This is a genomic window from Amycolatopsis sp. WAC 01416 (assembly GCF_003947485.1).
Taxonomy (GTDB): Bacteria; Actinomycetota; Actinomycetes; order Mycobacteriales; family Pseudonocardiaceae; genus Amycolatopsis.
Map to the genome: position 1 here is coordinate 54,893 of NZ_QHHX01000001.1, position 23,980 is coordinate 78,872.

The following is a 23,980-nucleotide window of genomic DNA, read 5'->3' on the forward strand; positions in this document are numbered from 1 at the left end:
TGACGACCCATGGTGCTCCGACACCCGCCCCTCAGGATACCGCCCGCCTGGACGGACGAGGGTGGTGAGCCTCTCGGACGTAAACGGCGGACGCCGCGCGAGGGTTCCCGGAGCGTGACCGGGGCGGCCACCCTAACGTGTGTCAACCGCCACACCAGCGGCCATTTCGCCCAGTCGCGTGCGCAGTGTCTTGATGTCGGCGGGTGACACGGTGACCCATTCGCGGCCGTCCGGACCTGCCTGTGACGTGCTGAGGTAGCGCCCGCTGGCGGTGTCGAACCAGCCGAGGACCCGTGACCGCTGCTTGGCGCCCACGTGGGACCGGCTGTTCGCTGCCAGCTGACCGCCGCGCAGCCTCGGCTGGCCGGTGAGCTTGCCGAACGCCTCACGCGGATCCGCGGTGATGCGTTCACTGAGCGAGACGCGGGACTTCTCCTTGCGACGGACCTTCGCCGCTTCGGGCTCCTCGGCTTTCTTCGTCGGGTTGACGGCGGCGCGGATCGGCTCGGTGCGGCGGGCGTCGTCGATCGGCAGCGTGACGGACGCCTCGGAGCCGCGCTGACCCGGCGGCAGCAGCTCGACGACCGCTGTCGGAAGGCCGTCGGCGGGTGCCTCCCGCAGCCAGATCCCGGACTGGTCCTGGATCGCGATCACCCCGTCGCGGCCGTCGGTGGCGCCGAGCAGGGCGACCGTCGGGGCCTGGAACTCCGGGATGTGCAGCGCGTCGATGGTCAGCGAACCGCGGGCGAGGAGGTACAGCCAATCCTCGATCCTCCGCTCCAGCCTTCCCCGGGCGTCGCGGATCCCGCGGGCTTGGAGTTCGACGTCGGCGCGCTGGCGCAGCGCCCGGCGCTCGGCCTCCGTCGCGCCGTGCGAACGGACGCGCAGCGGATAAGGCAGGTCGCCGAGCTCGGCGGACTCCCAGAGGAAGTCGAACGCCATCGGTGTGAAGTGTTCTTGGTGCATGCTCCGTGCCCTCCCGGCACCTTGGCTCCTGGGCCTCGGGACACCCAGGGGGTTCACGATAGCGAAGGGGTACGACAGTCGGCGGCCGGATCCGGGAAACGTCCGTGTTCCGGCGCCGGGGCGTGCAATGAAAGGCCCCTTCATTGCAAAATTTGCAATGAAGGGGCCTTTCATTGCACGCGAAGGAACCGAGAGGTCAGCGTGCGGGCGAAGCGTCCGCCGCGATCTTCCCCAGCATTTCCGTGAGCCGGTGCCGCAGCGTCGCCGGGTCCGCGGGCGCGATGGTGATCCAGTCCCGTCCGTCGGAACCGCGCGTGGCCTGGGTGAAGTACCGGCCGGACTGGGTGTCGAACCAGCTCAGCACCGAAGACCGGGTGCGCGTGCCGTGTTTGCTGCGCGCGTTGGCGCCGAACTGGCCGCCGCGAAGCCGCGGCTGCGCCTGGAGCCGCGACAGGGCCTTGCGGTCTTCGTCGGACGTCGCCGAGCCGTCGACCTGCGGCTGACGACGCTGGAGGAAGTCCGCGCCGGAGGCGCCGACCAGGCCGTCCAGCGGGAGGGTGATCGACTTCTCCGTGCCGCGCGAACCCGGCGGCAGGAGGGAGACGATCGCGCTCGCGAGGCCGTCCGGGGCGATGGGGTGGAAGTGGAATCCGCGCGGGTCCTGCACCGTCAGCAGGCCTTGCCCGCCGACCAGCGACGCGACCGCGAGCAGCGGTTCGGTGTTGGGATTGTTGAGCTGGACGCAGTCCAGGCTCAGGTCCGGCCGCGCGAGGACACCGAAGTAGTCCTCGATATGCGGCTCGGGGCGGCCGCGTTCGTCGGCGAGACGACGCTGGTTCAGCGACTGGAGCGTCTGCGTCCGCAGCGCGCCGCGTTCGTCCATGGTCGCCCCGTGCGAGCGGAGTCGCAGCGGGTACGGCAGCTCACCGGCGTTCGCGCTCTCCCACAGGAAGTCCAGCTCGACCGGGGTGAGCAGGTCACCGTTCGCCATCTTCCGCCCCCAAACAAGTCAGCGGGCGCGCGGCCGGATCGGCCGCGCGCCCGGTGAAAACCGCTCTAGCGTTCGTCGTCTTCGGTCCAGGCGCCGATGACCGGCGGCGGGGTCGCCTCGTTGGCGCCGAAGGCGTCGTCCGGGTCCGGCTCGATGAGGAACGACGCGTGCGTGTGCTCCTCTTCCTGCTCGGCCTGCGCGCCGGGGGCGCCCATGCCCATGCCGCCGCCCATGCCCTGCATCGGCGGCGGGGTGGCGCCGATGGTGCCGCTGGAGGACACGATGCCCTGCTGCGGCACGGCCTGGGACGCGGCGCTCTGCGCGGGGGCCTTCTCGGTGGCCGACGCGTCGGTGCTGTCGGTGTCCTTGGCGCCGGACTTGTTGCCCTGTCCGAGCGCCTTGGCGCCGGCGAAGCCGAGGCCGCCGCCGAGCGCGGCCGCGGTGAGGGCCTGGCCGAGTCCGTTGCCACCGCTCGCCGGGGCGTGCGGGGTCGCCATCGGGGCACCCGCGCCGGAGGCGACGCCGGCACCCGGCGCGACACCGGAAACCGGCAGGTTCCCCGCGGCGGGGGTGTAGCCGGCCTGCGAGAACGAACCCGCGTCCGGACCGGCCTGGAGCGGGGCCCCGACGGCGCCGTGCGCGCCGCCGTAGCCGTGCGTGCCGGCGAGGACCGGCGTACCGGAGACCGCACCCGAGTTGAGGCCCGCGCCGCCGACATTGCCGACACCGCTGAACGAAGCGCTGTTGTGCGTGGCGGTCGGCTTCATGCCGAGGGATTCGGGGCCGAAGCTCGGGGTCGAGCTGTCGACCTCGCTCATCTCCTTGGTGTAGGCCTCGAGGAACCTGGCCTGCTCCGCCCGCACTTCCTTGTCCTGGTCGGCGAGGGGCTTCTGGTCGGTGATCATGCCGACCGGGCCGGCCGCGAGGGCCTGCGCCATCGCCTTCTCCGGGCTGTAGTCGGTCGGCTTCGGCATGAGCTTGACCTTGGTGGCCGCGTCTGCCTGCTTCTGCAGCCTGTCCGACATCGTGTGCGCGGCCTCGGAGGCCTGCGAACCCGAGTTCGCGATGGCGACCAGCGAACCCTGCGCGGCGGCCGCGCCCTGTCCGATCCAGGCGGCGCCGAGTTCGGAGATCGCGTTGTAGAGGTCGTTCGAGGCCTGGCTCAGCTTGCTGCCGTGCGAACCCCAGGACTGGCTGATGCCGGTCGCGGTGCTCGGGTCGTTGCCGAGGTTGGCCTGGTTCCACAGGTCCTGGCTGCTCGCGGCGCTTTCCCAGTTCGGCGGGTTGGTGATGGCGCGGTCGGCGCCGATGTCGAACCCGTCGGAACGGCCGCGGGCGGACGACACGATGCCCTCGGCGTGCGAGTTGTCGCCGAGCTGGACCGGCGTGGTGCTGCTGCTGCTCTCGCCGTAAGAGTCGGCGCTGTGCTTCGGTGGCATGGCTTTCTGACTCCCCCTCAGACGTTACGGAACGGCTCGGCGGCGGCCTGGTCGATCTCGTGGTACCGGGCCATCGCGGTCACGATGCCGGACTCCGCGGCCTCGTACTGCTGGTACAGGTTCTGGAGTGCCGCGGAGTAGGAGTCGCCGCCGCCGTCGGCGCGGTTCGCCACCTTCGCGGCGATCGCGTTGCCGACCGGGTTGTTGCCCAGCTTCGGCGCCTGCCCGAGGTCGCCCGCGCGCTGCAGCAGGGCCTCGACGGCGTCCTTGCCGGTGCGGATCTTGTTCAGGGCGGTCTGGGCCGCGTCCGGGTCGATCCCGACCTGGCCCTGGGCCGCGGCGTTCTTGAACGCGTTCGCGTCCGCCAAGCTGCTGTTCCCCATCTGAGCTCTCTCCGTTTCCCCCGGGCCAGGCCACGACGGCTTCGTCGGCATTGGTCTTCGCATAGGTTAACGCACTTGATCGCAGCCTATGACGCGTTCTCGGTGCTCAGGGTTCCGCATTTCCCCGGACGCGGGCAAGCGGTTCTCAAGACGTGTAAACGTGCGGATCCAGGGTGCCGATGTAGGGCAGGTCCCGGTAACGCTCCGCGTAGTCCAGGCCGTATCCGACTACGAATTCGTTGGGAATGTCGAACCCGATGTACTTGACCGGTACGTCGACCTTGACCGCCTCGGGCTTGCGCAGGAGCGAGACGACCTCGAGCGAGGCCGGGTTGCGGCTGGCGAGGTTCTTCAACAGCCAGGACAGCGTGAGCCCGGAGTCGACGATGTCCTCGACGATGAGCACGTCGCGGCCGGCGATGTCGCGGTCGAGGTCCTTGAGGATCCGCACCACGCCGGACGACGACGTCGCCGAGCCGTAGGAGGAGACCGCCATGAACTCGAGCTGCGAAGGAAGAGGGAGTGCCCTGGCGAAGTCGGTCATGAACATCACCGCGCCCTTGAGCACGCCGACGAGCAGGAGGTCTCCCCGCCCCGCGCCGGGGCCGTCGGCCGGATAGTCCGCGGCGACCTGCGCGGCCAGTTCGGCGATCTTGTCGTTGATCTGCTGCTCGGTGACGAGCACGGAGGCGATCTCGCCTTCGTACACGGGACGATCCCCTCTAGGTGGTGGAATGGGGTGCTTCGAGCAAGAGCCTGCCATGCGCCCGCTTGGCCACCAACTCGCCGGGTAGCCAGACCCCGCCTTGACCCCGCCAGTTCCCCACCAGCGCGTCGACGGAACGCAGGTGGGCGTCGGTGAGTTCGCGGACCCCGGAGTCCAGCAGCCACCTGCGGAGGACGCGCCGCCGCAGCGCGGGCGGTTCGGTGGCGAGCACCGCGGCGTCGAGCCCTTCCCCGGTGAAGGCACGCAGGTGGACCCCGTCCGCGAGTGTGTCCAACGCCTCGGTGTCCTCGCGCAGCTGCGCCGCCGTGCGGGCCAGCGAGGCCGCGACACCACCGGAAAGCACATCCTCCAGAAGGGGCAGTACTTCCGTCCGTAACCGGACACGGGTGAACCGCGGGTCGTCGTTGTGCGGGTCCTGCCACGGGTCGACGCCGAGCGCCCGGCACGCCTGCCGGGTGGTGGCGCGGGTGACGCCGAGCAGCGGCCGCCCCCATGGCGGGTCGTGCGGCCGCATCCCGGCCACCGATCGCGGTCCGGAGCCCCGGCCGAGGCCGAGCAGGACGGTTTCGGCCTGGTCGTCGAGGGTGTGGCCGAGCAGGACGAGGCCGTGTCCGCCGGGCAGCGCCGAACGCAAGGCGCCGTAGCGGGCCCGGCGGGCCGCGGCTTCCGGCCCGCCCGCGCCCTCGACCCGCACTTTCAGGACCTCGGCGGTGTCGGCGCCCAGTTCTCGCGCCGTGCTCGCGGCTTGGGCGGCGGTCTCGGCGGAACCGGTCTGGAGGCCGTGGTCGACGACGATTGCCCGCACCTTCAGCCCGGCGCGGGAGCCGGCGAACGCCGCCGCTTCGGCCAAGGCCAGGGAGTCCGCGCCACCGGAGACGGCGACACACACCTCGTCGGCGACGGTCGCCGACGCCAGGAAATCCCGTACGGCCGACCGCACGGCCGCGATCGCCGGATCCGGTCCGCTCACCCGTGCAGGCGCCGCACCCAGGCCGCCGGATCGGTGATCTCGGCCCTGGTCGGCAACGTGTTCGGCGAAGTCCACACCGCGTTGAAGCCGTCCATGCCGACGGCGTCGACGACGTGCTTGGTGAACTTCGCGCCCTGTTCGTACTGGCGCAGCTTCGCGTCCACGCCGAGCAGGCTGCGCAGCACGCGGTCGATCAGCCCGCCGCCCTTGCGCCGCGCGGTAAACCGCGAACGGATCAGCTCGACACTCGGCACGACCTGCGGCCCGACGGCGTCCATCACGAAATCGGCGTGCCCCTCCAGCAGCGTGGAGAGGGCGAGGAGCCGGTCGAACACCGCGCGTTCGCTCGGCGACTGCAGGAGTTCGGCGAGTCCGGCGCCGCCCGTCTTGCCCTTGCCGATCTGCTTGATGGTGTCCGGCAGACGGCCGACCAGGTCGCTCAGCCCGTCCGCGTCACGGCCGGCGAGCCCGCCGATCAGGCGCTCGACCTCGTCGGCGAAGTAGTCGCGCAGCCAGGTGACCGCGGTGAACTGCAACCGGTGGGTGCATTCGTGCAGGCAGACCCACAGCCGGAAATCGTGCCCCGGCACGTCCATCGCCTGCTGGGCGGCGACCACGTTCGGCGCGACGAGCACCAGCTGCCCACGGCGTTCCGGCCCGCCGAACGGGTCGTACTGGCCGAGCACACGGGAGGCCAGGAAGGCGAGCACCAGACCGGTCTGGACACCGGCGCCACCGGCGAGCACGGGCGCCAGCGGGCCACCTTGGGCCTCCGGCAGCGCGCGCCCGGTGAGGGCGTCGAGCCCCGCGGCCGCCGAACGGACCCAGCCGGGCCTGTCGACGACTTCGGCGGGCAGCAGCGGCAGGTCGAGGCCGAGCCCGGTTAGCTCGCGGACGTGCCCCTCCGCCTCACTGGTCAGCTCACGCAGATCAGCGACGGCTTCTTCGGCCACTTCGCGGTCGACCACCGGACCGCCACGCACCAGGAGGGCGCCCGTCGAGGCGGCCAGGGACCAGTCGACCATCGAACGTGTCTTGGTCGGCGTTTCCTCAGTCACTCTTATGACGCTACCCGCTGAAAGACCGGTTTCCGTCCCGACTTCCTCACGCTCCGATTCCGGTCGCTCACCGGCAGCCGCACTTGTGCAGCGTCGCCGCGACGACGTCGAGCGCGGCCCTGCCCTTGTTCTGGTCCGAACCGGACGACATCAGCGCGAAGACCAGCATCCGGCCATCGGTGTCCAGCACCACGCCCGCCAGGGTGTTCACCCCGGACAGCGTGCCGGTCTTGCCGCGCACCCAGCCGCGGCCCGCGGCCGACGCGGGATCGCCGTAGCGCTTCTCGAGCGTCCCGCTGCCGCCCGCGACGGGAAGGCCCGCCAGCAGGGGCCGCAGTTTGGCCGTCCGCGGATCCTTGCCGTCCGGCGCCGCCGCGACCGCGAGGATCTCGCTGAGCGCCTTGGCCGGGATCTTGTTCTGGTCGGACAGTCCGCTGCCGTCGTTGATCTGGACGCCGGTGAGGTCGAATCCGGCCTGCTTGAGCACGTCCATCGTCGCGGCCGCGCCGCCGGTGAACGACGGCTCGGCGCCCTTCGTGAGCGCGAGCTGGCGGGCGAGGACGTCGGCCATCAGGTTGTCCGAAAGCTGCAGCAGCGAGTTGGCGAACTCCGCGAGCGGCTGCGACTTGACCTCGCCGAGCACCTTCGCGTCCTTCGGCGCCGTCGTCGTACCGCCGGGTTGGGCTTCGAGCTTCCCCGCGATCTTCTGGGTCAGCGCGGCCGCCGGGTTCGCGATACGGGGCGAATGGTCGTTCTTGGGATCGGTGCGGCCGCCGTCGGCCATCACGGGGAGGACCGGCGCCATGTAGGTGTTCCCGGCGGCGGTGTCCTCCGGGTCCCAGCCCTTCGCCGACGTCGGCCCCTTGAACAGGCTGATGTCCAGCTGGACCTTGGAGATCTTGCCGCCGCCTGCCTTCTTGACCTGGGCGACGAGGTCGTCGACGTGCGCGGCGCCCGGGTACAGCGGCGAGTCGGTGCCCAGCGGCAGCGACGTCAGCGAGGGGTCGCCGCCCGCGACGAGGATCACCGTGCCCGGCTCGGCGCCCTGGACGATCTTCGTCGAGAACTGCGTCCCGTGGTCCATCGACAGCAGCGCGGCCGCCACGACGAGGATCTTCGTGGTCGACGCCGGGGTCAGCGGGGTGCCGGAGTTCTTGTCCCAGAGGACGTCACCGGTCGCCGCGTCCACGACGGTGCCGGTGAGCGTGCCGAGGTCGGCGGCGCCGGCGGGGCCGGCCAGCGCGGCCGCGAGAGCTTCCTTCGTCGGCGCGACGCCGTTGACGTCCGGCCCGTGCAGGACCCGGGTGACACCGGCGGGCTTCGGGATCTCACCCTTCGGCGCGTTCGGCGCCCAGGGCAGGCCGAGCCGGTTCGACACCTTCGGCATCGCGGCGGCGCCGCCCATCCCGGCGAGCAACAGCACGACGACCAGGGTCGTGATCAGCAGGGCCTTGCGCTTGCGCTTCGGCTTCGGCGCGGGCGCGGCCTCGGTTTCGGCTGCCGGGGGTTCCTGGGACGGCGGCTCGGGCCGCTGGATCCCGACGGTGGCTTCGGAGTCGAAGCGCTCTTCGGACGGCTCGATGCGGACCGGGCGCGCGTGCATGGTCGCGGACGGGACCGGCGCGGGAAGCGGCGGCTCGACCCGGCTCTGCTCGGGACGGCGCGGCGGCTCCTGACGCGGCTGTTCCTGCCTCGGGGGTTCCTGGCTCTGGGGTTCCTGGCTCTGGGGTTCCTGTCTCGGCTCGGGTCTCGAGGGTTCGGCGTCACGCGGCGGGGTGGCGGCGCCCCGGTCGAACTGGTCCCAGTCCGGTTCGTCCTTGTGCTGCGGCTGGATCGGCTTGACGAACAGCGTCTTCGGCTCTTCGTGCTGCTCCGGCTCGACCGGCGTCACCGGCTCGAAGGCGGACCACTGCGGTGTCGGGGTCTCCGGAACGTCCGGTTCCTCGTCGATGTCGCTGACCTCGACCACGGGCTGGAACCACGAGCCACTTTCGGGTGTGACCTTCGGCACTGACAACTCTTCTGTCTTGCCGTTCGCCAAGCCCGACATGGGCAGCCAGACGGTGACCTCACCCTCCCTCTTGGCACCCTTGGGCTCGGCGGATGAGGTGTCCTTGTCGTCCGACGGCCACATCGGGACATCGTTTTCCGGCACGCAACGCTCCTTCATCCACCGTCCGGGGAAGGGGCCAAGCTCACATACGACCACATCGATGCGACCGCCCGAGCCCCCGTGGTCCACACTAGTGAAGACAAGACCATGAACTCGGTGAGCCGTCCGCGACGGCGGGGCGTACCAAAGACGAGAGCAGCGAGGCCGGCGTGGAATTCGACGTCACTATCGAAATCCCCAAGGGGGAGCGCAACAAGTACGAGGTGGACCACAAGACCGGTCGGATCAAACTCGACCGGACGCTGTTCACCGCCACGCAGTACCCCGCCGACTACGGGTTCATCGACGACACCCTCGGCCAGGACGGCGACCCGCTCGACGTGCTGGTGCTCGTCCAGGAGCCGACCTTCCCCGGCTGCCTGATCCGCTGCCGCGCGATCGGCATGTTCCGGATGACCGACGAGAAGGGCCCGGACGACAAGGTCCTCGCGGTCCCGACGAACGACCCGCGCCTGGAGCACCTGCGCGACATCCACCACCTCAACGAGTTCCACAAGCTCGAGATCCAGCACTTCTTCGAGGTGTACAAGGACCTGGAGCCGGGCAAGAGCGTCGAGGGTTCGAGCTGGGTCGGGCGGTCCGAGGCCGAGGCCGAGATCCAGCGTTCGTTCGAGCGCGAGACCGACCGGCTGGCCAAGGAGGCCGTCGACGGTCCGGCGGCTCACTAGTCGCTTAAGCACCGAAGGGGCCCTTCACCGCATCGCGTGCGGTGAAGGGCCCCTTCGCGTCTTGCTCGAAGTCCGTGAAGGCCTCCTTGAGGGACTCTGGGTCCCTCAAGGAGGCCTTCACGGACAGGGCAGAACCTTCTACGCCGAGTAGCCCGGGATCGGGAACGGCGCCAGGAACTCGCGGATCTCGGCGGCGATGGTGTCCAAAGCGGACTGTTCCTCGCCCGCCGCCGCGGTGATCGTGCGGTCGATCCAGTTCGCGACCTGCGTCTGGTGCTCCGGTTTGAGCCCGCGCGTGGTGATCGCGGAGGTGCCGAGCCGGATGCCGGACGGGTCGAACGGTTTGCGCGGGTCGAACGGCACGGTGTTGTAGTTCAGTTCGATCCCGGCGCGGTCCAGCGCCTGCGCGGCCGGTTTGCCCGGCACGTTCTTGTTCGTCAGGTCGATGAGCAGCAGGTGGTTGTCGGTGCCGCCGGACACGAGGTCGTAGCCGCGTTCCACCAGCGCTTCCGCCAGCGCGCGGGCGTTGGCGACGATCGTGTGCGCGTACTCGGCGAACTCCGGCTTCTGCGCCTCGCCCAGCGCGACGGCGATCGCGGCGGTCGTGTGGTTGTGCGGGCCGCCTTGCAGACCGGGGAACACCGCCTTGTCGACGGCCTTCGCGTGGTCGGCGTCGGAGAGGATCATCGCGCCGCGCGGACCGCGCAGGGTCTTGTGCGTGGTCGTGGTGATGACCTGAGCGTGCCCGACCGGCGACGGGTGCGCGCCGCCGGCGACGAGCCCGGCGATATGCGCGATGTCGGCGACCAGGACGGCGTCGACCTCGCGGGCGATCTCCGCGAACGCCGGGAAGTCGATGGTGCGCGGGATCGCGGTGCCGCCCGCGAAGATCAGCTTCGGCCGATGCTTCAACGCGAGTTCGCGGACCTGGTCGAGGTCGACGCGGCCGGTCTCCTTGCGGACGCCGTAGCGGACCGGGGTGAACCACTTGCCGGTCGCGGACACACTCCAGCCGTGCGTGAGGTGGCCGCCGTCCGGCAGCGCCATGCCGAGGATGGTGTCGCCCGGCTGCGCGAAAGCGAGGTACACCGCCAAGTTCGCCGGGGAGCCGGAGTAGGGCTGGACGTTCGCGTGGTCGGTGCCGAAGACGGCCTTCGCACGCTCGATGGCGAGTTTCTCGACCTGGTCGATGAGTTGCTGGCCTTCGTAGTACCGCTTGCCGGCGTAGCCCTCGGAGTACTTGTTGGTGAGGACGGTGCCCGTCGCCTCCAGTACGGCCTGGGAGACGTAGTTCTCGGACGCGATCAGGCGGATCTTCTCGTGCTGGCGTTTCGCCTCGTCCTCGACGAGCCCCGCGATCTGCGGGTCGGCGGCGGCGAGCGCGGAAAGTTCGGGCTGGTGTGTCATCGGACGTACTCCTGCCAGAGACGGCCGGACCCAGGCGCGCGGTACCGGCCTTGTCGTCGCTTCCCGGTGGTGCTCCACCTCAAATGGCGCCAGTCGCTGGTGCGGACAAGCCTAGAGCACGGGCCGGGGCTCGGCGTGCGGACGATGTCCGGCGCACCACCGGCGGCTGCATCCGGCCGTGCGATCACAGAACGCCTGTGCGCAGACGGCACAGCGTTTGATCCGCCGCCAGCCGCCGAACGCGACGAGTTCCGCCAGCCCGGAGGCACCCGCGACCAGGTCACCACAGCCCGGCCACGACGTCACCTGCACGACACGCCAGCCGTTTCCGGCCTCGACCAACCGGGGCGCGGCACCGGTCCCGGCGAGGATCCGGTTGAGCCGGTTCGCGGCCGCGTATTCGTCGGGCAGCGCCGAGACGACTCCGGCGAGCCACGGATTCCCTTGCGCCAAAAGCCTTTCCGCGACCTCGAGGGCCGGGTCGAGGTCGCGGAAAGGCGGGACGATCACGTGCTTGCGCGTCACGGTTCTTCGATCGCGACGCCCATCGAGCGGGCTGTGCCCGCGATCGTGCGCATGGCCGCCTCGATGTCGCCGGTGTTGAGGTCGGGCAGCTTCCGCTCCGCGATGCCGCGCAGCTGTTCCTGGGTCAGCTTCCCGGCCACCTCATGCCCTGGACGGCCGGATCCCTTGCCGCCCAACGCTTTCTTGATGAGGAACGACGCGGGCGGGGTCTTCAGCCGGAGTTCGAAGGAGCGGTCCTCGAACACCGACACGACCACCGGGACGATGTCTCCGCGCTGGGCGGCGGTCGCCGCGTCGTAGGCCTTCTTGACCTCGACGAGGTTCACGCCGGTCTGCCCGAGCGTCTTCCCGAGGTCGACCACCGGCGCGTTGCCGGCGGTCAACTCGAGCGTCGCCTGGTGGGTCTTCTTCTTCGACTTCGGTGCCATACGGCCGAAGCTATGGTCTCCAGTTACTGGAGAGTCAATCGATCGGCTTGATGCCTTCCGCGTGACGGCGCGCCAGCTCCTGGTAGATCGCCGCGTTGTGCTCGACCCAGCCGCGGGCGGTGCCGTCGAGCGGGACGTGCTTCTTCGCCGGGCTGCCCATGGCGACCGTCTCCGGCGGGATGATCATCCCGGGTGTCACCGTGGCACCGGCCGCGACCAGTGCCTTCGCCCCGATCTGCGCCTTGTCGAGCACGGTGGAGCCGTTCCCGATCAGCGCCTGCTCGCCGATCGTGCAGTCGTGCACGAGGCACTGGTGCCCGACGGTGACGTTCTTGCCGACCTCGGTCACGCCGCCGTTGACGTGGATGACCGAGTTGTCCTGGATGTTGGCGCCCTCACGGATGAGGATCCTCCCGAAGTCGGCGCGCAGCACGGCGCCGTACCAGACGGAAGCGCCCTTCTCGACGACGACGTCACCGATCAAGGTGGCGGTGGGGGCGATCCACGCTTCGGGATCCACCTGGGGACGGAGCCCCTCGAATTCGAACATCGGCATGCCCCGCACCCTATGCGCCCTAGCGCGTGAAGGCCCCCTTCCCTCGGCTGAGCCGAGGGAAGGGGGCCTTCACGCGCTACAGAGATCAGCCGATGGCGGTGTTCAGCAGGAGGTCCACGGCGCGGTCGTTACGCGTGGTCTCCCGGACGATCACCTCGTCGGGCGGGTAGAAACCGGGGTTGGAGCCCCGCGGGTACATCTCGAAGGTGAAGCTCAGGATCTTGTGGGTGCCCCACATCCAGTCGTCGATCGTCCCGTCCGTGATGTACAGGTCGCTCGACTGCTGCGGCGTGTAGCCGTTGGTCGCCGCCAGCTGCCTGCCCAGCGTCTGGAAACGCTGCGCCTCGGCAGCGGTCATCCCCGGCGCGGTGTCGTTGTAGGTGAAGCCGAACGGCCACAGCACGAGCTCCGAATAGGTGTGGAAGTCGATGCTCGCCTTGATCTGCTGGACGCCGCCGATCTTGCGCGAGTTCACGAAGTTGGACACGGCCCTGGTCTCCGGCGCGGAGAACGCCGACGGGCCGCGGTAGGTCTCGCTGGTCGTCGAGCCGGACGAACCGCCGCAGCAGCCCCAGTTGTAGGCCCAGTTGCGGTTGGGGTCGGTGCCGTTGCCCTGGCGGTTCTTGCGCCAGTACTTGTAGCTGCCGCCGGAGATGTCGTACTCCGAGCCGTCCGGGTTGACGTTCGGGATCACGTAGATCTCGGTGCTGTCGACGAAGCGTTTGATCGCCGGGTCGGAGGCGTAGCCCTGGGTGAACCGGTTCACGATCCGCAGGCACATCTCGGTGGTGAGGTGCTCGCGGGCGTGCTGGTTGCAGGTGAAGAGGACTTCGGGCTCGTTCTCGTCCGTGGCGACGTTGTCGCTGATCTTGAGCATGTTCAGCGCGCGGCCCTGGTACGAGTTGCCGACGCTGCTCAGCCGCGCGATCGAGCCGAAGTTCGACTGGGCGTTGCGCAGTTCGGTCGTGACCTCGGCGTAGTTGTGGTAGCCGGAGTCCGACGGCGGGAAGTCGTTGATCGCGTTGGTGCCGAGGGTCTCCGACCTGTCGACGACGCCGCGCTGCTCGACACGGAAGCCGAGCGAGCGGATCTTCGCCGCGTCACGCGCTTCGCCGATCACCGTGGTCGTGGAGCCGGAGGTGCCGAGGACGTCGATGCCCAGCCGCGAGAGCTGGGTGCGCTGCTGCGCGGTGGCGGTGCCGAAGACCTCGTAGATCTGGACCTGCGCGTCTTCGGCCTGCTGGTCGGCGGTCGCCGGACTCGCGGCGACCGGGATGGTGAACGCCGCGACGGCCGCGATCGCCACGGCCATGCACCGTCTTATGCGCATCGTCGTCTCCTAGCTCTGGGCAAGGGAAGGGGAACCTCACCATGGCCGGAGCCGGAAGAAGAGAACAATCCGTAACGGTACGGATCTAATGCGTATTTCTACCCGTAGTTCGCGAAACAGAGCGCTTCGATGTCGCCGCGCAGTGCGGCGAACGGCCGCCGCCGGACGCGCTGCTGGACGATCGCGCCGAGCAGGTAGGACAGCAGGGCCCGTGCCCGCGCCCGCGGGTCTTCGACGTCGAGCGGGGCGAGCAGTTCCGCGAGCAGTTCGGTGATCGACGTCAGCATGACGTCGATGGCCTGCGGATGCTGCGCGCGGCCCGCCGCGATCCAGTATTCGAACCAGAGGAAGGCCGCGTTCGGGCGGCCGGAGAACTCGGCGAGGAAGGCTTCGAGCGCCGCGAAGAGCCGCTCATCCGGGTGATCGTGCTTCGCCGAAATTTTGCGCAAATCGGCCGTGAACGTTGTGATGTGCGCCGCCATCGCGCGGTCGATCAGGACGTCGATGTCCGCGAAGTAGTAATGAATCGCACTCTTCGTGAGCGGCCCGGCCTCCGCGATCGCGCGGACGGTGCAACCCGCGAGCCCGTCCCTCGCGAGCACGACACGCGCCGCTTCGACGATCTGTTCCTGTTTCTGCAGCTGATTGGGGGAGAGCCGCGCGCTGCGGCCGGGAACGGCGGTCACGAAGTTCCTTACACCAAGTAGTCAGGACACGAGCCCTGAAGCTTAGGGCAACCGTCCTGGCCGGTCACAGCGGGTGAAAAATCTAGGTGGCTAGCGGCCGATCCGTAGCGGACAATGCGCGGCATGGTGACCTCAGGGGACAACGGGTTCAGCCCGGCCGCACGACGGCAGCTGGAGAAGGAACTCGCCGATCTGCGTGCGCAGCGCGACGCGATGGCGCCGCTCGTCGGCGAGCAGGAACGAACCGGCGACGCCGCCGATCAGGCGGAAGTACTGGACCGCGCGGAGGCCGCCGCCTACCTCGACCGGCGCATCGCCGACGTCGCGGCGAAGCTCGAGCACGGCGGCCGGAACAGCAAGGGCCTGCTCCCCGACGGCACCACCGTCACCCTCAAGTTCTCCGACGGCGACGAAGACGAGCTCCACATCGTCACGATCCCCGGCGAGGACGCCGACGCCTCCACGGTCACTTCGGACAGCCCGCTCGGCCTGGCGCTCGTGGGTGCCAAGGAGGGCGACGAGATCAAGTACCGGACGCCGCGCGGCGAGACCAGCGCCACCGTCGTCACCCTGAAGCCGCCTGCCTGACCTCGGTCCAGGTGGTCGTGAGTGGCGATTCGGGTTCTAACCCGAAACGCCACTCACGACCAACGTGCCCCACTCGCCACCGCGGCCCTCACGCGCCAGGACGGCACAGCACCGGATTCGCCAGTTCGGCGCACGGCCGGTGCCCGTGGGACCGCACGATGTCCTTGCCGACCTGGTTGGTCAGGTACCGCAGGAAGCTCGCGACGAGCGAGTCCGCCTTCGGCTCGCCGAACGTGTACGCGTACTCCGTCTCCCAGAACGGGTACGCCGCGTGGATCGCGCCCTCCAGGGTCGCCTGGTGGCCGTCGATGCGGACCGGCAGCACGTCCTCGCGTTTCGTCGCAGCGCCGAGTTCGCTGTAGCCGAGCGCGCCCGGCACGCGTGACACGGCGTCGAGGACGTCGTTCGTGGACGGCTTCGCGCAGCGCACCACTCCCGGCTGGGCGCCCGGCGCCGGTTTGAGGCAGTCGTCGGAGTTGTCGCCGGGCTCCCGCTTGCCCGCCAGGATCTGCCCCTCGAACGTCCGCCGCGTGCCGGAGTCGGAATGCCGGTCGACGAGCCGGACCGGCCGGTCCTTGCCGCCGATCTCCTTCCAGTTCGCGATCTTGCCGTCGTAGACGTCGCGGATCTGCGCGAGCGACAGGTCCTGGACGCCCGCTTCGGCGTTGATCACGAGCGTGAACAGCGAGAACGCGACCGGTCGCGGCAGCAGTCGCGGGTAGCCCTCGCCCTTGGCGCCGTCGGAGAACGCCAGCGTGCCGTCGTTCCCGGCCTGGTTCAGGCTGCCGAGCCCTTCCGCGCTCCCCCTGCTGTCGAAGGCGAACGACGCGCCCGGGCACGTCTTCGTGTACGAAGCCGTCGCCTCCTTCAGCACCGGCGCGAAAGCCGTCGATCCGGTGATCGTGAGCTTCCCGGACGCGCAGTCCAGCGGAGGCGGCTTCTCGTCGAAGACCAGCGAGCGGGTCAGCTGGACGATGCTGAGCACCACGAGGAAGCAGATCAGCGCGAGCACCGAGGTCGTCGGCCCGGTGCGGCTCTTGGTCTCGCGGAGGCTGCCGCCCTTGATCTCGCCGACGACCTGCGGTTCGTCGAAGGCGTCGGGCGAGCCGTTGGGGATGCGGTCGAGTACGGCGAGGATCTTGTAGTGCGCGCCGCGGTTCAGCGGCACCCTCGGCAGGTCGATCACCCCGGCCGGCCGTTCGGGATTCTCGTCACGCGCGCCGAAACCGGAGTCGTCGCCGAAACATTCGTGCAGATGCGGCGAGCTGAGCTCGGTCACCACCATCCCGGCCACGGTGCGGCCGGGGAACTTCACGCGGACGCCGACCCGGTCGTTCTCGTTGACCGCGTAGTCGTCGGTGTCGATGTCGGTGGTGCCGTTGTTCTCGATGCGCAGCAGCACGAACGACGGGTCGACGAGCCGCTCGCCGTTCTCGTGCTGGAGTTGCGCCAGCGCGTCGGCCGAGGGCGCGAACCCGCGTCCGGACGCCGTCGGAGTGTCCATCTGCACGCGGTAGCCGAGCCGTTTGCGGCCGACGAGCGCGAACTCCCACAGGAACGCGACGGCCGGGACGGCGATCCCGACCACCGCGAGCAGGACGTCCCAGGGAAAGCCTTCCAAGACCAGCCTCCAGGTTCGGGGAATCGAACCTAAGGCTCATCCCGGCCGGGGACGGCGGACTTCAGCCAGTGTTCACCGGCCGTCCGCGAAGGCGTAGTCGTCGAGGTCGAAGAACCGGCTCGTCACCATCGTTTCCAGCGTGGGCGAGGCACGGAAGGGCACGTCCCCGTTCGCGTCGAAGTAGTAGCTGTTGGCCAGTGCGCAGCTGTCCTGGAAGAACACCTGATGCTTGCGCCGCTCCAGCATGCTCCGGAAGTACCGGTCGTTGGCCTCGTTCGTGACCTCCACGCGGGTCGCGCCGGTCTTACGCGCGTTGCGCAGGCACCGGACGATGTGCGCGGTCTGCGTCTCGATGAGGTTGAAGTACGAGGAACCGTTGTAGCCGTAGGGCCCGAGAATGGTGAACAGGTTCGGGAAGCCGGGCACGCTGACGCCCTGGTAGGCCTGGAACCGGTTCTCCTCCCAGAACTTCTCCAGGTCGGCGCCGCCGGATCCGCGCACGGTGAAGGCGGGCATGTTGCCCTTCTCGAACACCTTGAACCCGGTCGCCAGCACCAGGACGTCGACCGGATGCTCGGTGCCGTCGACGGTGCGCACCCCGGATCCGGTGATCGCGTCGATGCTCGTGGTCTCCAGCGTGACGTTGTCCCGGTCGAAGGTCTGCAGGTAGTCGTTGGAGAAGCTCGGCCGCTTGCAGCCCAGGGCATAACGCGGGGTGAGCTTCTCGCGGGTCACCGGGTCTTTCACGGCGCGGCGCAGATGCGCGCGCCCGATCCGCTCCCCCGCGCCCGCGGTCGGCAGGAGACGGTGGAAATGCGCGGCCAGCGGGAAGGTCACTTCGACCAGCGCCTGGCTGGCCAGCCGGGACACCAGTTTCGCGCCGGGCAGCCGCCGCAGCGCGAGCCGCGCCGCCCGCGGCAGGACGGCGTCGGGTTTGGGCAGGCACCAGATCGGCGTGCGCTGGAACACCGTCAGCCTGCCTGCTTCCGGCGCGATGGACGGGATGACCTGCACGGCCGAGGCCCCGGTCCCGACGACGGCGACGCGTTTGCCGCGCAGATCGACGCCGTGGTCCCAGCGGGCGGTGTGCATGACCGTGCCCCGGAAGGCGTCGAGCCCGTCGATGTCCGGCGGCTTCGGCTGGGTGAGCACGCCGGTGGCGCCGACGACGAACCGGGCCGTCATCGACCAGCCGTCGGCGGTTTCGAGGCACCACAGGTGCGTTTCGTCGTCGAAGGTCGCGGAGACGACCTTGCTGCCGAGGCGGGTGCGGCGGCGGATGTCGTACTTGTCGACGCAGTAGTCGGCGTACGCCTTCAGTTCGCGGCCCGGCGCGTAGACCCGCGACCAGCCGGAGATCTGCTCGAACGAGAACTGGTAGCTGAACGACGGGATGTCGACGGCGACGCCGGGATAGGTGTTCCAGTGCCAGGCGCCGCCGACGCCGTCGCCCTCCTCCAGCATCAGGAAGTCCTCGAAGCCGGCTTTTCGAAGCAGGATCGCGGCACCGATCCCGGAGAAACCGCCGCCGATGATCGCGATCTCGTGGTCCGGCGTCATGCGGGAAGTCCTTCCTTGGCGAAAAGCGAACTGGCGCCGAGCACGACGACGTCGACCTGGTGCTCGATACCTTCGGCGGTACGGATTCCGTGGGGTACGAAGGCGTAGACCGGCCAGGTGACGAGTTTGCAGCCGGGCCTTTCGAGCGCGCCGTAGTAGCCGAGACCGGGCGCCGTCCGCCGCGACCCGAAGCGGCGGTCGGGGGTCAGCAGCCTGCGGATCCACGGGTCTTTCACCTGCCAGCGCAGGAAGACCCTGGCGACGGCGATGCCGAGGAGGTCCGGCCCGGGGACCGGCATCGGCACCACCCAGTCGGGTTCTTCCTGGAACACCTTCACCACCCGCGCGGTGGCCGCCACCTCGGGCACGATCTGCGCCGCCTCACGGCCGGGAGCGACCACGGCGACACGCTGCCCGGCGAAGTCGCGCCCGAACCACTCGGTGCCGCGCAGCACCTCGCCCCGGAATTCGCCGAGGCTCATGACGCGACCGGTTCGTGGGTGATCTCCTCGGTCCACGACTGCGGCTTTCCCAGCAGCCGCGCGGGGATCAGGCGGGTCATCCTCACCATCGGGTCGGCGAGCAGCCGGTGGTAGACGTGCGAGCGGTCGACGATCATCGCCGCCTGCGCCTTGAGCACGTGATACGCCGGGATGCGTTTCGTGAACTCGCCGCGGCCGCCGATCGTGGAGAACCGCTTCACGGCGTTGTACAGCTTCTTCTCCGGCAGGCCCATCGCGACGATGTTGTCCCGCATCTTGTTGATCAGCGGGACGAACACCACGATCAGGCCGAGGACGATCTGGGGTTTGAGCGAGCCGACGGATTCGGTGAGCAGCTTGGTCGTGGAGCCGGCGCCGATCAGCTCCAAGACCTCGAAGTCGGCCGTGATGTGCCGGGACTCGTCGGAGTTGATATGCCGGAACACCTGGTGGCACACCGGATCGGAGACCTCTTCCAGCAGGAACTTCACCAGTGCCCCGTCCAGCGCGCATTCCAGCAGCGGGATGAGCGTGGCCAGCGCCGTCAGCGGCAACGTGTCGCCGTAGTCGTCGAGGACCTTGATGGCGAGCTTGACGTTGATGTTCGGCTCGGGCATCGAACCGTCCTGGTCGAGCATGCCCCAGCGCTTCATCAACGCCAGTTCGGCGTTGGCGTGCTTCTGTTCCTCGGCGTGGAAGTAGCGGTAGATCTCCTGGATGACCGGTGTCGGCGCCTTCTTGGCCAGCGAGGCGAACCCGCGGGCGCCGACGTGCTCGATCCATACGAGATCGGCCATGAACGGCCGCATCTTTGCGCGGAGTTCGTCGGTCATCGTCTCCGCGCCGGGCGCGTCCCAGTCGATGTCGGCCAGCGACCACTGCTTGTCCTTGATGGTCCGGAGCATCGCGTCGAAGTCGTAGGCCATCACTTCTCCTTTTCGGCGGGCAGGAACCGGCCGAGCAGACCGGCGATCCGCGTGTACGGGACGGGCACGAAACGCTTGGCGTGCCAGAGAAGCTGAGCGTCGGGTTGCGGCACCACGTACAGGCGGCCGCGATCGTGGGCGTCGAGGGTCATCCGGGCGACGCGTTCCGGCGAGAACCCGACCAGATCGGAAACCCGCTGCGCGAGGCCGCGTGCTTCGTCGTCGATGAGCTCCCCACCGAAGATGTTGGTACGCACGAAAGTCGGGCACAGCACGGTGACCGCGACACCTGTGCCGGACAGCTCCGCGGCCAGCGTCTCCGAAAGACTGACGACCCCGGCCTTGCTCACGTTGTAGGCGGCCATCCTCGGCGCGGCGGTGAAGCCGGCGGCCGAAGCGACATTGATGACGCCGCCCGCCTTCGCCGCCCGCATGGCGGGGACGAAGGTGTGGCAGCCGTGGATCACGCCCCAGAGATTCACGCCGAGGGTGCGCTGCCAATCGGACAGCGGGCTCTCCCCGACGGGTTTGCCGCCGGCGCCGATCCCGGCGTTGTTGATGACGAGGTCCGGCTCGCGGCCGAGCCAGGACCGCGCCTGCTTCGCGAGTTCGACGACCTCGTCCACACTGGACACGTCGCAGGCGATGGCGACCGCGTTCTCTAGCTTCGCGGCGGTTTCCTCGGCCGCTTCGAGGTCGATGTCCGCGCACACGACCCGTCCGCCGCGCCGGACGAGCTCGGTCGCGATCGCCCTCCCGATCCCGCTGCCCGCCCCGGTGACGACGGCGTGCGCTCCGTGGGTCCGTTTCACTAGGCCGCCTTTTCGATCGCTGTCAGATTTTCGGTCAGGAACCGGCAGGCACGCTCCATCGCGGGCCGCGCCTCCGGGACGAAGCGGGTCAATGCCTGGAACACGTGCATCTGACCGGGGACCACCTCGAGTTCACAGTCCGCGCCCGCGCGGCGCAGCGCCCTGGCCAGCTCGATGGCGTCCGCGGCGAGCATTTCGAGCCCACCGGCCTGGATGATCGTCGGCGGGAAGCCCTTGATGTCGTCGAAGGCGAACCGCAGCCGCGCCGAAGCCAGGTCGGCGTCCACTGTGTACAGACCGACGAGCCGGGCGGCCGCGGCGGCGGAGATCATCGGGTCCGGGCTCATGCGTTCTCTCTGGGCGGCCAACGAGAACGTGACGTCGAACAACGGCGAGAAGAGGGCCAGCGCGGCAGGCGGATCCTTGCGTTCCCGGATCAGCTGCGCGGCGAGATCGACCGCGAGATGCCCGCCCGCCGAGTCGCCCGCGACGAGGATCCGCCGATATCCCTGGCCGAGGAGCCGTTCGTAGGCCGCGCGGACGTCGTCGGCGGCGCTCGGGAAGCGATGCCGGGGCGCGAGCCGGTACTCGCAGGCGAAGACCGGCAACCCGGTGCCGTCGGAAACCCGCGTGGTCAGCCCGCGATGCGTGCGCGCCGAGCAGAGCGCGTAGCCGCTGCCATGGATGTAGAGGACGACCGCGTCGCCTTCGGTCACTTCGGGACCGCGGACCCACTCGCCGCCGACGCCGGGCTCGACGCGGCTTCCCTTCAAGGGCGGCGAAGCCAGCCACAAACTGCTCGCGATGAAAGCGCGGGAGAACGCGACGCCCGCCCGGCCGGCCGGGATCGCGTTGGCGATCGGCCGCACGAAGGCGGACGTCAGCGCGGCGGCCAAACCGGGTCGCAGGCCATTCTGCGGTCGCATGCCCTCAGAATGAATCTGCGGGCACCTGCTGTCAAGATGGACGGGTGACCGCGTCCCGCCGCTACAGCGGCAAGACCGCCGACGAACGCCGCGCCGAACGACGGCTCGCGCTGCTCGGCGCCGCATTGGACATCTGGCAGGAACAAGGCTGGGCGGCGGTCACCATGCGCGGCGTCTGCGCGCGGGCGAACCTGACGGACCGGTACTTCTACGAGAACTTCGCGAACCGCGACGCCTTGCTCGCCACCGCCTGGGAACAGGTCCGCGACGAGACCCTGCGGATGGTCCTCGACGCCGTCGCCGCCCGGATCGAGCAACCCGCCCTCGACCAGCTCCGCGCCGCCGTCGACGTCGTCGTGCACCACGTGCGGGAAGAGCCGTCCCGCGCGCAGATCCTGTTCGGCGACCACGCGGGCAGCGCGGTGCTGGAGCAACTGCGGCGGCAGACCGTCCAGGAGACCACCGGCCTGCTGATCGAACTCGCGCGGCCACATCTGAAGCCGGACGTCGACGGACTGGAGTTCCGCGTCAACGTCCTGCTGGGCATCGGCGGCTTCGTCGAGATCATGCTCGCTTGGCGCTCCGGCCTGCTCGACGCGGACGCGGACACGCTCGTCGACCACCTCACGGGAGTGGGCACTTCGCTGTCGCGGATGTTCCTCAAAGGGTGACACCAACGGGTGAATTTCGGGGCGGGCCTCACCGCCTGCCCCGGAAACGGGTCAGGGCCCCATCCGGAGTGTCCGAATGGGGCCCTGACCTGCGGAGCCGCCTAGGGGAATCGAACCCCTGACCTATTCATTACGAGTGAATCGCTCTGGCCGACTGAGCTAAGGCGGCGGACATCGGGCTCGCACCCGATGACGGGGACAAGTGTAGCGGAGGCTTGAACGTCACCTTCCGGGGCCACCGTCGTTAAGGTCCTATGACGCCGGTCTCAGTCCCCCAAGATCGGCCCATCCCCACTGGAGGACCTGTTCATGCGGCAACGACTGCCCCGTGTGCTGGCGCTTCCGGCCGCCGCGGCCCTGCTTCTGCTGACCGCGGCCCCGGCGACCGCCCAGACGATTCCGACGACGCCGATCCCCGATCCGGCGAATCCGGGGCAGCCGCCGATGTCGGCGCCGATCGGGCCGCAGCCGCTGGGCAAGGCCGTCGGTGACGCGGGAGCGGCCCTCGGCGTGCTGCGGCTGCTGCCGAACGCGGTGCCGACGAGCGCCATCCTCCCCGGGGCGGGCGAGATGCTGCCGAAGCAGTCCGCGCTCGAAGCCGGGATGGGGCTTTCCAGCGCGCAGGCCAACTCCGAGGCCTACCTGAACTACGAAAAGTCGATCGCGCAGTCGTCGCCGTTCGGCCTGTCCGCCGCGGGCAACGCGCCGCAGACGCCGGGCAGCCTCGTGCAGACGGCGTTGCCGGACAACCCGAAGCCGATCAGCGGCGGCCTCAACGCGCCGAAGAACCCGCTGTTCAACCTCGGCCTGCTCAACGGTGAGGCGCATGCGCGCTGGAGCCCGACGCTCGGTCCGTGCGTCGGCACGATCGCCGACTCGAGCACGTCGATCGCGAACCTCGCGCTGCTGCCGACCATCCCGAACATCCCGGGCGCCGACCAGCTCACCCAGGCTTCGGAACAGCTCAAGTCGGGTCTGTCCGCACTCGGCCCGCTGGCGAACCTCGGCGGCCTGCTTTCGGGCACCAGCACCAACGCCGACGGCAAGGGCGCCGTGCTGAGCCTGCCGAACACGCTGTCGTCGCGGTCGGTCGTGCGGCTGGTCGACATCCCCGGCTCGAAGAACAAGGCCGTCGAATCGACGTCGACCCTGCAAGCGGCCAACATCGAACTGCTGAAGGGCACACCGCTCGGCCTGACGATCAAGGTCGCCAGCCAGCCGACACTGCGGGTCACCTCGACCGGCGACAAGAAGACGTCGAAGGTCGAGTACACCGCGCCGGTGCTGCAGATCGTCCGCGGCGACAAGGTCCTGTTCACTCTCGATGCGAACAACCCGACCAAGGACATCCCGATCGGCATCCCGCTGCCGTCACTCAAGCAGGCCCCCGGCTTCGAGCAGCTGAAGAACGTGCCGGTCGTCGGCGGGCTCGCCGAGATGATGAACGGTGCCACCAAACAGCTTCCCGGTGGCGAGGCCGGGAACGGGCTCACCCTCGACCTCGGCGTGCTGAAGCTGTCGATCGCCGGGCTGAACCAGAAGTCGAGCGACATGACCTCGCCGTTCAAGGGCTTCCAGATGGGTGCCTCGGCGCGGCTGCTGGACCTGCAGATCCTGCCGACGACGGCACTGCAGAAGGCACTCCCGCCGGACGCCGCGAAGAAGCTGCCTTCGTCACTGGCCCAGGTCTCACTCGGCGAGCAGATCGCCCGCGCGTACGCGCCGGCCGGCGGTGTCGAATGCGGCACCGTGACCCCGCCGCCCGCGGGCAACAACGGCGGCGCGGCACCGAAGGGGCCGGTCAAGAACCTGGCCTACACCAACGCGGCCTACGACACGGTGCCGATGTTCTGGTCGGGTACCGCGATGCTGCTGATCGGTGTCGTCCTGGTGGCCGCCATGCCAGGACGCCGCCGGCTCGCGGTGGTCACCGTCTCGGGAGACTCGCCGGATACGCCTGGCTCGGGGCCGGGGTCGGGGTCGCCGGGGTTGGGATCGCCGGGATTCAAGCCTTCGCCGCGGCCGCGCTCGGGGGACTAGACGGGGCGAGGAGGGTGATGAACGGTCCTTTCACGCCTTGCCCCCGC

At 69.5% G+C, this 23,980-nt stretch carries 24 protein-coding genes and 1 tRNA gene; 4 read left to right on the forward strand and 21 right to left on the reverse strand.

The window, feature by feature from the left end:
• Nucleotides 1-132: 132 nt before the first annotated feature.
• The 8 genes from DL990_RS00260 to dacB all read right to left on the reverse strand — a co-directional run bounded on the left by DL990_RS00260 (nucleotide 133) and on the right by dacB (nucleotide 8,689).
• Nucleotides 133-966 carry an ESX secretion-associated protein EspG gene (locus DL990_RS00260; protein WP_125786172.1) on the reverse strand — a complete coding sequence of 278 codons (834 nt, stop codon included), beginning with the start codon at nucleotides 964-966 and terminating at the stop codon, nucleotides 133-135.
• 196 nt (nucleotides 967-1,162) lie between these two features.
• On the reverse strand, nucleotides 1,163-1,957 hold the full coding sequence (locus DL990_RS00265) for an ESX secretion-associated protein EspG (RefSeq protein ID WP_125786173.1): 795 nt from the start codon (nucleotides 1,955-1,957) through the stop codon (nucleotides 1,163-1,165).
• Nucleotides 1,958-2,022: 65 nt separating this feature from the next.
• Nucleotides 2,023-3,396 carry a WXG100 family type VII secretion target gene (locus DL990_RS00270; RefSeq protein WP_125797575.1) on the reverse strand — a complete coding sequence of 458 codons (1,374 nt, stop codon included), beginning with the start codon at nucleotides 3,394-3,396 and terminating at the stop codon, nucleotides 2,023-2,025.
• A gap of 17 nt (nucleotides 3,397-3,413) precedes the next feature.
• Nucleotides 3,414-3,779 carry a hypothetical protein gene (locus tag DL990_RS00275; RefSeq protein WP_125786175.1) on the reverse strand — a complete coding sequence of 122 codons (366 nt, stop codon included), beginning with the start codon at nucleotides 3,777-3,779 and terminating at the stop codon, nucleotides 3,414-3,416.
• Between the two features lie 145 nt (nucleotides 3,780-3,924).
• Nucleotides 3,925-4,488, reverse strand: coding sequence for a hypoxanthine phosphoribosyltransferase (hpt, locus tag DL990_RS00280; protein WP_125786176.1), 564 nt, complete (start codon nucleotides 4,486-4,488; stop codon nucleotides 3,925-3,927).
• 13 nt (nucleotides 4,489-4,501) lie between these two features.
• Nucleotides 4,502-5,476, reverse strand: a complete 975-nt coding sequence (tilS, locus tag DL990_RS00285; protein WP_125797576.1) for a tRNA lysidine(34) synthetase TilS — start codon at nucleotides 5,474-5,476, stop codon at nucleotides 4,502-4,504.
• Nucleotides 5,473-6,501, reverse strand: coding sequence for a zinc-dependent metalloprotease (locus tag DL990_RS00290; RefSeq protein ID WP_125786256.1), 1,029 nt, complete (start codon nucleotides 6,499-6,501; stop codon nucleotides 5,473-5,475). The genes tilS and DL990_RS00290 overlap by 4 nt, the downstream gene beginning before the upstream one ends.
• 100 nt (nucleotides 6,502-6,601) lie before the next feature.
• Nucleotides 6,602-8,689 carry a D-alanyl-D-alanine carboxypeptidase/D-alanyl-D-alanine-endopeptidase gene (gene dacB / locus DL990_RS00295; RefSeq protein ID WP_199746166.1) on the reverse strand — a complete coding sequence of 696 codons (2,088 nt, stop codon included), beginning with the start codon at nucleotides 8,687-8,689 and terminating at the stop codon, nucleotides 6,602-6,604.
• Between the two features lie 167 nt (nucleotides 8,690-8,856).
• Here dacB and DL990_RS00300 point away from each other — a divergent pair, with 167 nt between their 5' ends.
• Nucleotides 8,857-9,375 carry an inorganic diphosphatase gene (locus DL990_RS00300; RefSeq protein WP_125786179.1) on the forward strand — a complete coding sequence of 173 codons (519 nt, stop codon included), beginning with the start codon at nucleotides 8,857-8,859 and terminating at the stop codon, nucleotides 9,373-9,375.
• Nucleotides 9,376-9,513: 138 nt separating this feature from the next.
• Here DL990_RS00300 and glyA read toward each other — a convergent pair whose 3' ends face one another.
• The 6 genes from glyA to DL990_RS00330 form a co-directional block, all read right to left on the reverse strand.
• On the reverse strand, nucleotides 9,514-10,782 hold the full coding sequence (gene glyA, locus DL990_RS00305; protein WP_125786180.1) for a serine hydroxymethyltransferase: 1,269 nt from the start codon (nucleotides 10,780-10,782) through the stop codon (nucleotides 9,514-9,516).
• Between the two features lie 111 nt (nucleotides 10,783-10,893).
• Nucleotides 10,894-11,307 carry a hypothetical protein gene (locus tag DL990_RS00310; protein ID WP_125786181.1) on the reverse strand — a complete coding sequence of 138 codons (414 nt, stop codon included), beginning with the start codon at nucleotides 11,305-11,307 and terminating at the stop codon, nucleotides 10,894-10,896.
• Entirely contained in the window at nucleotides 11,304-11,735 is a 432-nt protein-coding gene (locus tag DL990_RS00315; RefSeq protein ID WP_125797578.1) for an uL11 family ribosomal protein, read from the reverse strand. The genes DL990_RS00310 and DL990_RS00315 overlap by 4 nt, the downstream gene beginning before the upstream one ends.
• A 34-nt stretch (nucleotides 11,736-11,769) precedes the next feature.
• On the reverse strand, nucleotides 11,770-12,291 hold the full coding sequence (locus tag DL990_RS00320; protein WP_125797579.1) for a gamma carbonic anhydrase family protein: 522 nt from the start codon (nucleotides 12,289-12,291) through the stop codon (nucleotides 11,770-11,772).
• A gap of 85 nt (nucleotides 12,292-12,376) precedes the next feature.
• Nucleotides 12,377-13,603, reverse strand: coding sequence for a M14 family metallopeptidase (locus DL990_RS00325; protein ID WP_125786257.1), 1,227 nt, complete (start codon nucleotides 13,601-13,603; stop codon nucleotides 12,377-12,379).
• A gap of 116 nt (nucleotides 13,604-13,719) precedes the next feature.
• Nucleotides 13,720-14,307 (reverse strand): TetR/AcrR family transcriptional regulator, encoded by a 588-nt coding sequence (locus DL990_RS00330; protein ID WP_125786184.1) that lies wholly within the window; start codon nucleotides 14,305-14,307, stop codon nucleotides 13,720-13,722.
• Between the two features lie 123 nt (nucleotides 14,308-14,430).
• Between DL990_RS00330 and DL990_RS00335 the strand changes: the two genes are divergently transcribed.
• Nucleotides 14,431-14,895: a GreA/GreB family elongation factor gene (locus DL990_RS00335; RefSeq protein WP_125786185.1), complete on the forward strand. Its 465-nt coding sequence runs from the start codon at nucleotides 14,431-14,433 to the stop codon at nucleotides 14,893-14,895.
• Nucleotides 14,896-14,983: 88 nt separating this feature from the next.
• Here DL990_RS00335 and DL990_RS00340 read toward each other — a convergent pair whose 3' ends face one another.
• From DL990_RS00340 to DL990_RS00365, 6 genes are all read right to left on the reverse strand, one after another.
• Nucleotides 14,984-16,516 (reverse strand): PstS family phosphate ABC transporter substrate-binding protein, encoded by a 1,533-nt coding sequence (locus DL990_RS00340; protein WP_125786186.1) that lies wholly within the window; start codon nucleotides 16,514-16,516, stop codon nucleotides 14,984-14,986.
• Nucleotides 16,517-16,588: 72 nt separating this feature from the next.
• Nucleotides 16,589-18,076 carry an NAD(P)/FAD-dependent oxidoreductase gene (locus DL990_RS00345; protein ID WP_125797580.1) on the reverse strand — a complete coding sequence of 496 codons (1,488 nt, stop codon included), beginning with the start codon at nucleotides 18,074-18,076 and terminating at the stop codon, nucleotides 16,589-16,591.
• Nucleotides 18,073-18,558: an FAD-dependent oxidoreductase gene (locus DL990_RS00350; RefSeq protein WP_125786188.1), complete on the reverse strand. Its 486-nt coding sequence runs from the start codon at nucleotides 18,556-18,558 to the stop codon at nucleotides 18,073-18,075. The genes DL990_RS00345 and DL990_RS00350 overlap by 4 nt, the downstream gene beginning before the upstream one ends.
• The gene (locus DL990_RS00355; RefSeq protein WP_125786189.1) at nucleotides 18,555-19,484 is read right to left on the reverse strand and encodes a ferritin-like domain-containing protein; all 930 of its coding nucleotides are present in this window, start codon (nucleotides 19,482-19,484) and stop codon (nucleotides 18,555-18,557) included. Before DL990_RS00355 ends, DL990_RS00350 begins: the two co-directional genes overlap by 4 nt.
• Nucleotides 19,484-20,296: an SDR family oxidoreductase gene (locus tag DL990_RS00360; RefSeq protein ID WP_199746167.1), complete on the reverse strand. Its 813-nt coding sequence runs from the start codon at nucleotides 20,294-20,296 to the stop codon at nucleotides 19,484-19,486. The genes DL990_RS00355 and DL990_RS00360 overlap by 1 nt, the downstream gene beginning before the upstream one ends.
• Entirely contained in the window at nucleotides 20,296-21,222 is a 927-nt protein-coding gene (locus tag DL990_RS00365) for an alpha/beta hydrolase (RefSeq protein ID WP_199746168.1), read from the reverse strand. Before DL990_RS00365 ends, DL990_RS00360 begins: the two co-directional genes overlap by 1 nt.
• A 44-nt stretch (nucleotides 21,223-21,266) precedes the next feature.
• Here DL990_RS00365 and DL990_RS00370 point away from each other — a divergent pair, with 44 nt between their 5' ends.
• Nucleotides 21,267-21,893 (forward strand): TetR/AcrR family transcriptional regulator, encoded by a 627-nt coding sequence (locus DL990_RS00370; RefSeq protein ID WP_125786191.1) that lies wholly within the window; start codon nucleotides 21,267-21,269, stop codon nucleotides 21,891-21,893.
• Between the two features lie 95 nt (nucleotides 21,894-21,988).
• Here DL990_RS00370 and DL990_RS00375 read toward each other — a convergent pair.
• Nucleotides 21,989-22,062 (reverse strand) — tRNA-Thr (locus tag DL990_RS00375).
• Between the two features lie 140 nt (nucleotides 22,063-22,202).
• On the opposite strand from DL990_RS00375, the gene DL990_RS00380 reads away from it, so the two are divergent.
• Nucleotides 22,203-23,933 carry a hypothetical protein gene (locus DL990_RS00380; RefSeq protein WP_125797582.1) on the forward strand — a complete coding sequence of 577 codons (1,731 nt, stop codon included), beginning with the start codon at nucleotides 22,203-22,205 and terminating at the stop codon, nucleotides 23,931-23,933.
• Nucleotides 23,934-23,980 lie beyond the last annotated feature (47 nt).

Excerpts from the sequence above, each read along its gene's own strand:
- DL990_RS00260 (WP_125786172.1), bottom strand. The coding sequence starts at position 966 with ATGCACCAAGAACACTTCACACCGATGGCGTTCGACTTCCTCTGGGAG.
- DL990_RS00265 (WP_125786173.1), bottom strand. The coding sequence starts at position 1,957 with ATGGCGAACGGTGACCTGCTCACCCCGGTCGAGCTGGACTTCCTGTGG.
- DL990_RS00270 (WP_125797575.1), bottom strand. The coding sequence starts at position 3,396 with ATGCCACCGAAGCACAGCGCCGACTCTTACGGCGAGAGCAGCAGCAGC.
- DL990_RS00275 (WP_125786175.1), bottom strand. The coding sequence starts at position 3,779 with ATGGGGAACAGCAGCTTGGCGGACGCGAACGCGTTCAAGAACGCCGCG.
- DL990_RS00290 (WP_125786256.1), bottom strand. The coding sequence starts at position 6,501 with ATGGTCGACTGGTCCCTGGCCGCCTCGACGGGCGCCCTCCTGGTGCGT.
- glyA (WP_125786180.1), bottom strand. The coding sequence starts at position 10,782 with ATGACACACCAGCCCGAACTTTCCGCGCTCGCCGCCGCCGACCCGCAG.
- DL990_RS00315 (WP_125797578.1), bottom strand. The coding sequence starts at position 11,735 with ATGGCACCGAAGTCGAAGAAGAAGACCCACCAGGCGACGCTCGAGTTG.
- DL990_RS00320 (WP_125797579.1), bottom strand. The coding sequence starts at position 12,291 with ATGCCGATGTTCGAATTCGAGGGGCTCCGTCCCCAGGTGGATCCCGAA.
- DL990_RS00325 (WP_125786257.1), bottom strand. The coding sequence starts at position 13,603 with ATGGCCGTGGCGATCGCGGCCGTCGCGGCGTTCACCATCCCGGTCGCC.
- DL990_RS00335 (WP_125786185.1), top strand. The coding sequence starts at position 14,431 with ATGGTGACCTCAGGGGACAACGGGTTCAGCCCGGCCGCACGACGGCAG.
- DL990_RS00345 (WP_125797580.1), bottom strand. The coding sequence starts at position 18,076 with ATGACGCCGGACCACGAGATCGCGATCATCGGCGGCGGTTTCTCCGGG.
- DL990_RS00350 (WP_125786188.1), bottom strand. The coding sequence starts at position 18,558 with ATGAGCCTCGGCGAATTCCGGGGCGAGGTGCTGCGCGGCACCGAGTGG.
- DL990_RS00355 (WP_125786189.1), bottom strand. The coding sequence starts at position 19,484 with ATGGCCTACGACTTCGACGCGATGCTCCGGACCATCAAGGACAAGCAG.
- DL990_RS00365 (WP_199746168.1), bottom strand. The coding sequence starts at position 21,222 with ATGCGACCGCAGAATGGCCTGCGACCCGGTTTGGCCGCCGCGCTGACG.
- DL990_RS00380 (WP_125797582.1), top strand. The coding sequence starts at position 22,203 with ATGCGGCAACGACTGCCCCGTGTGCTGGCGCTTCCGGCCGCCGCGGCC.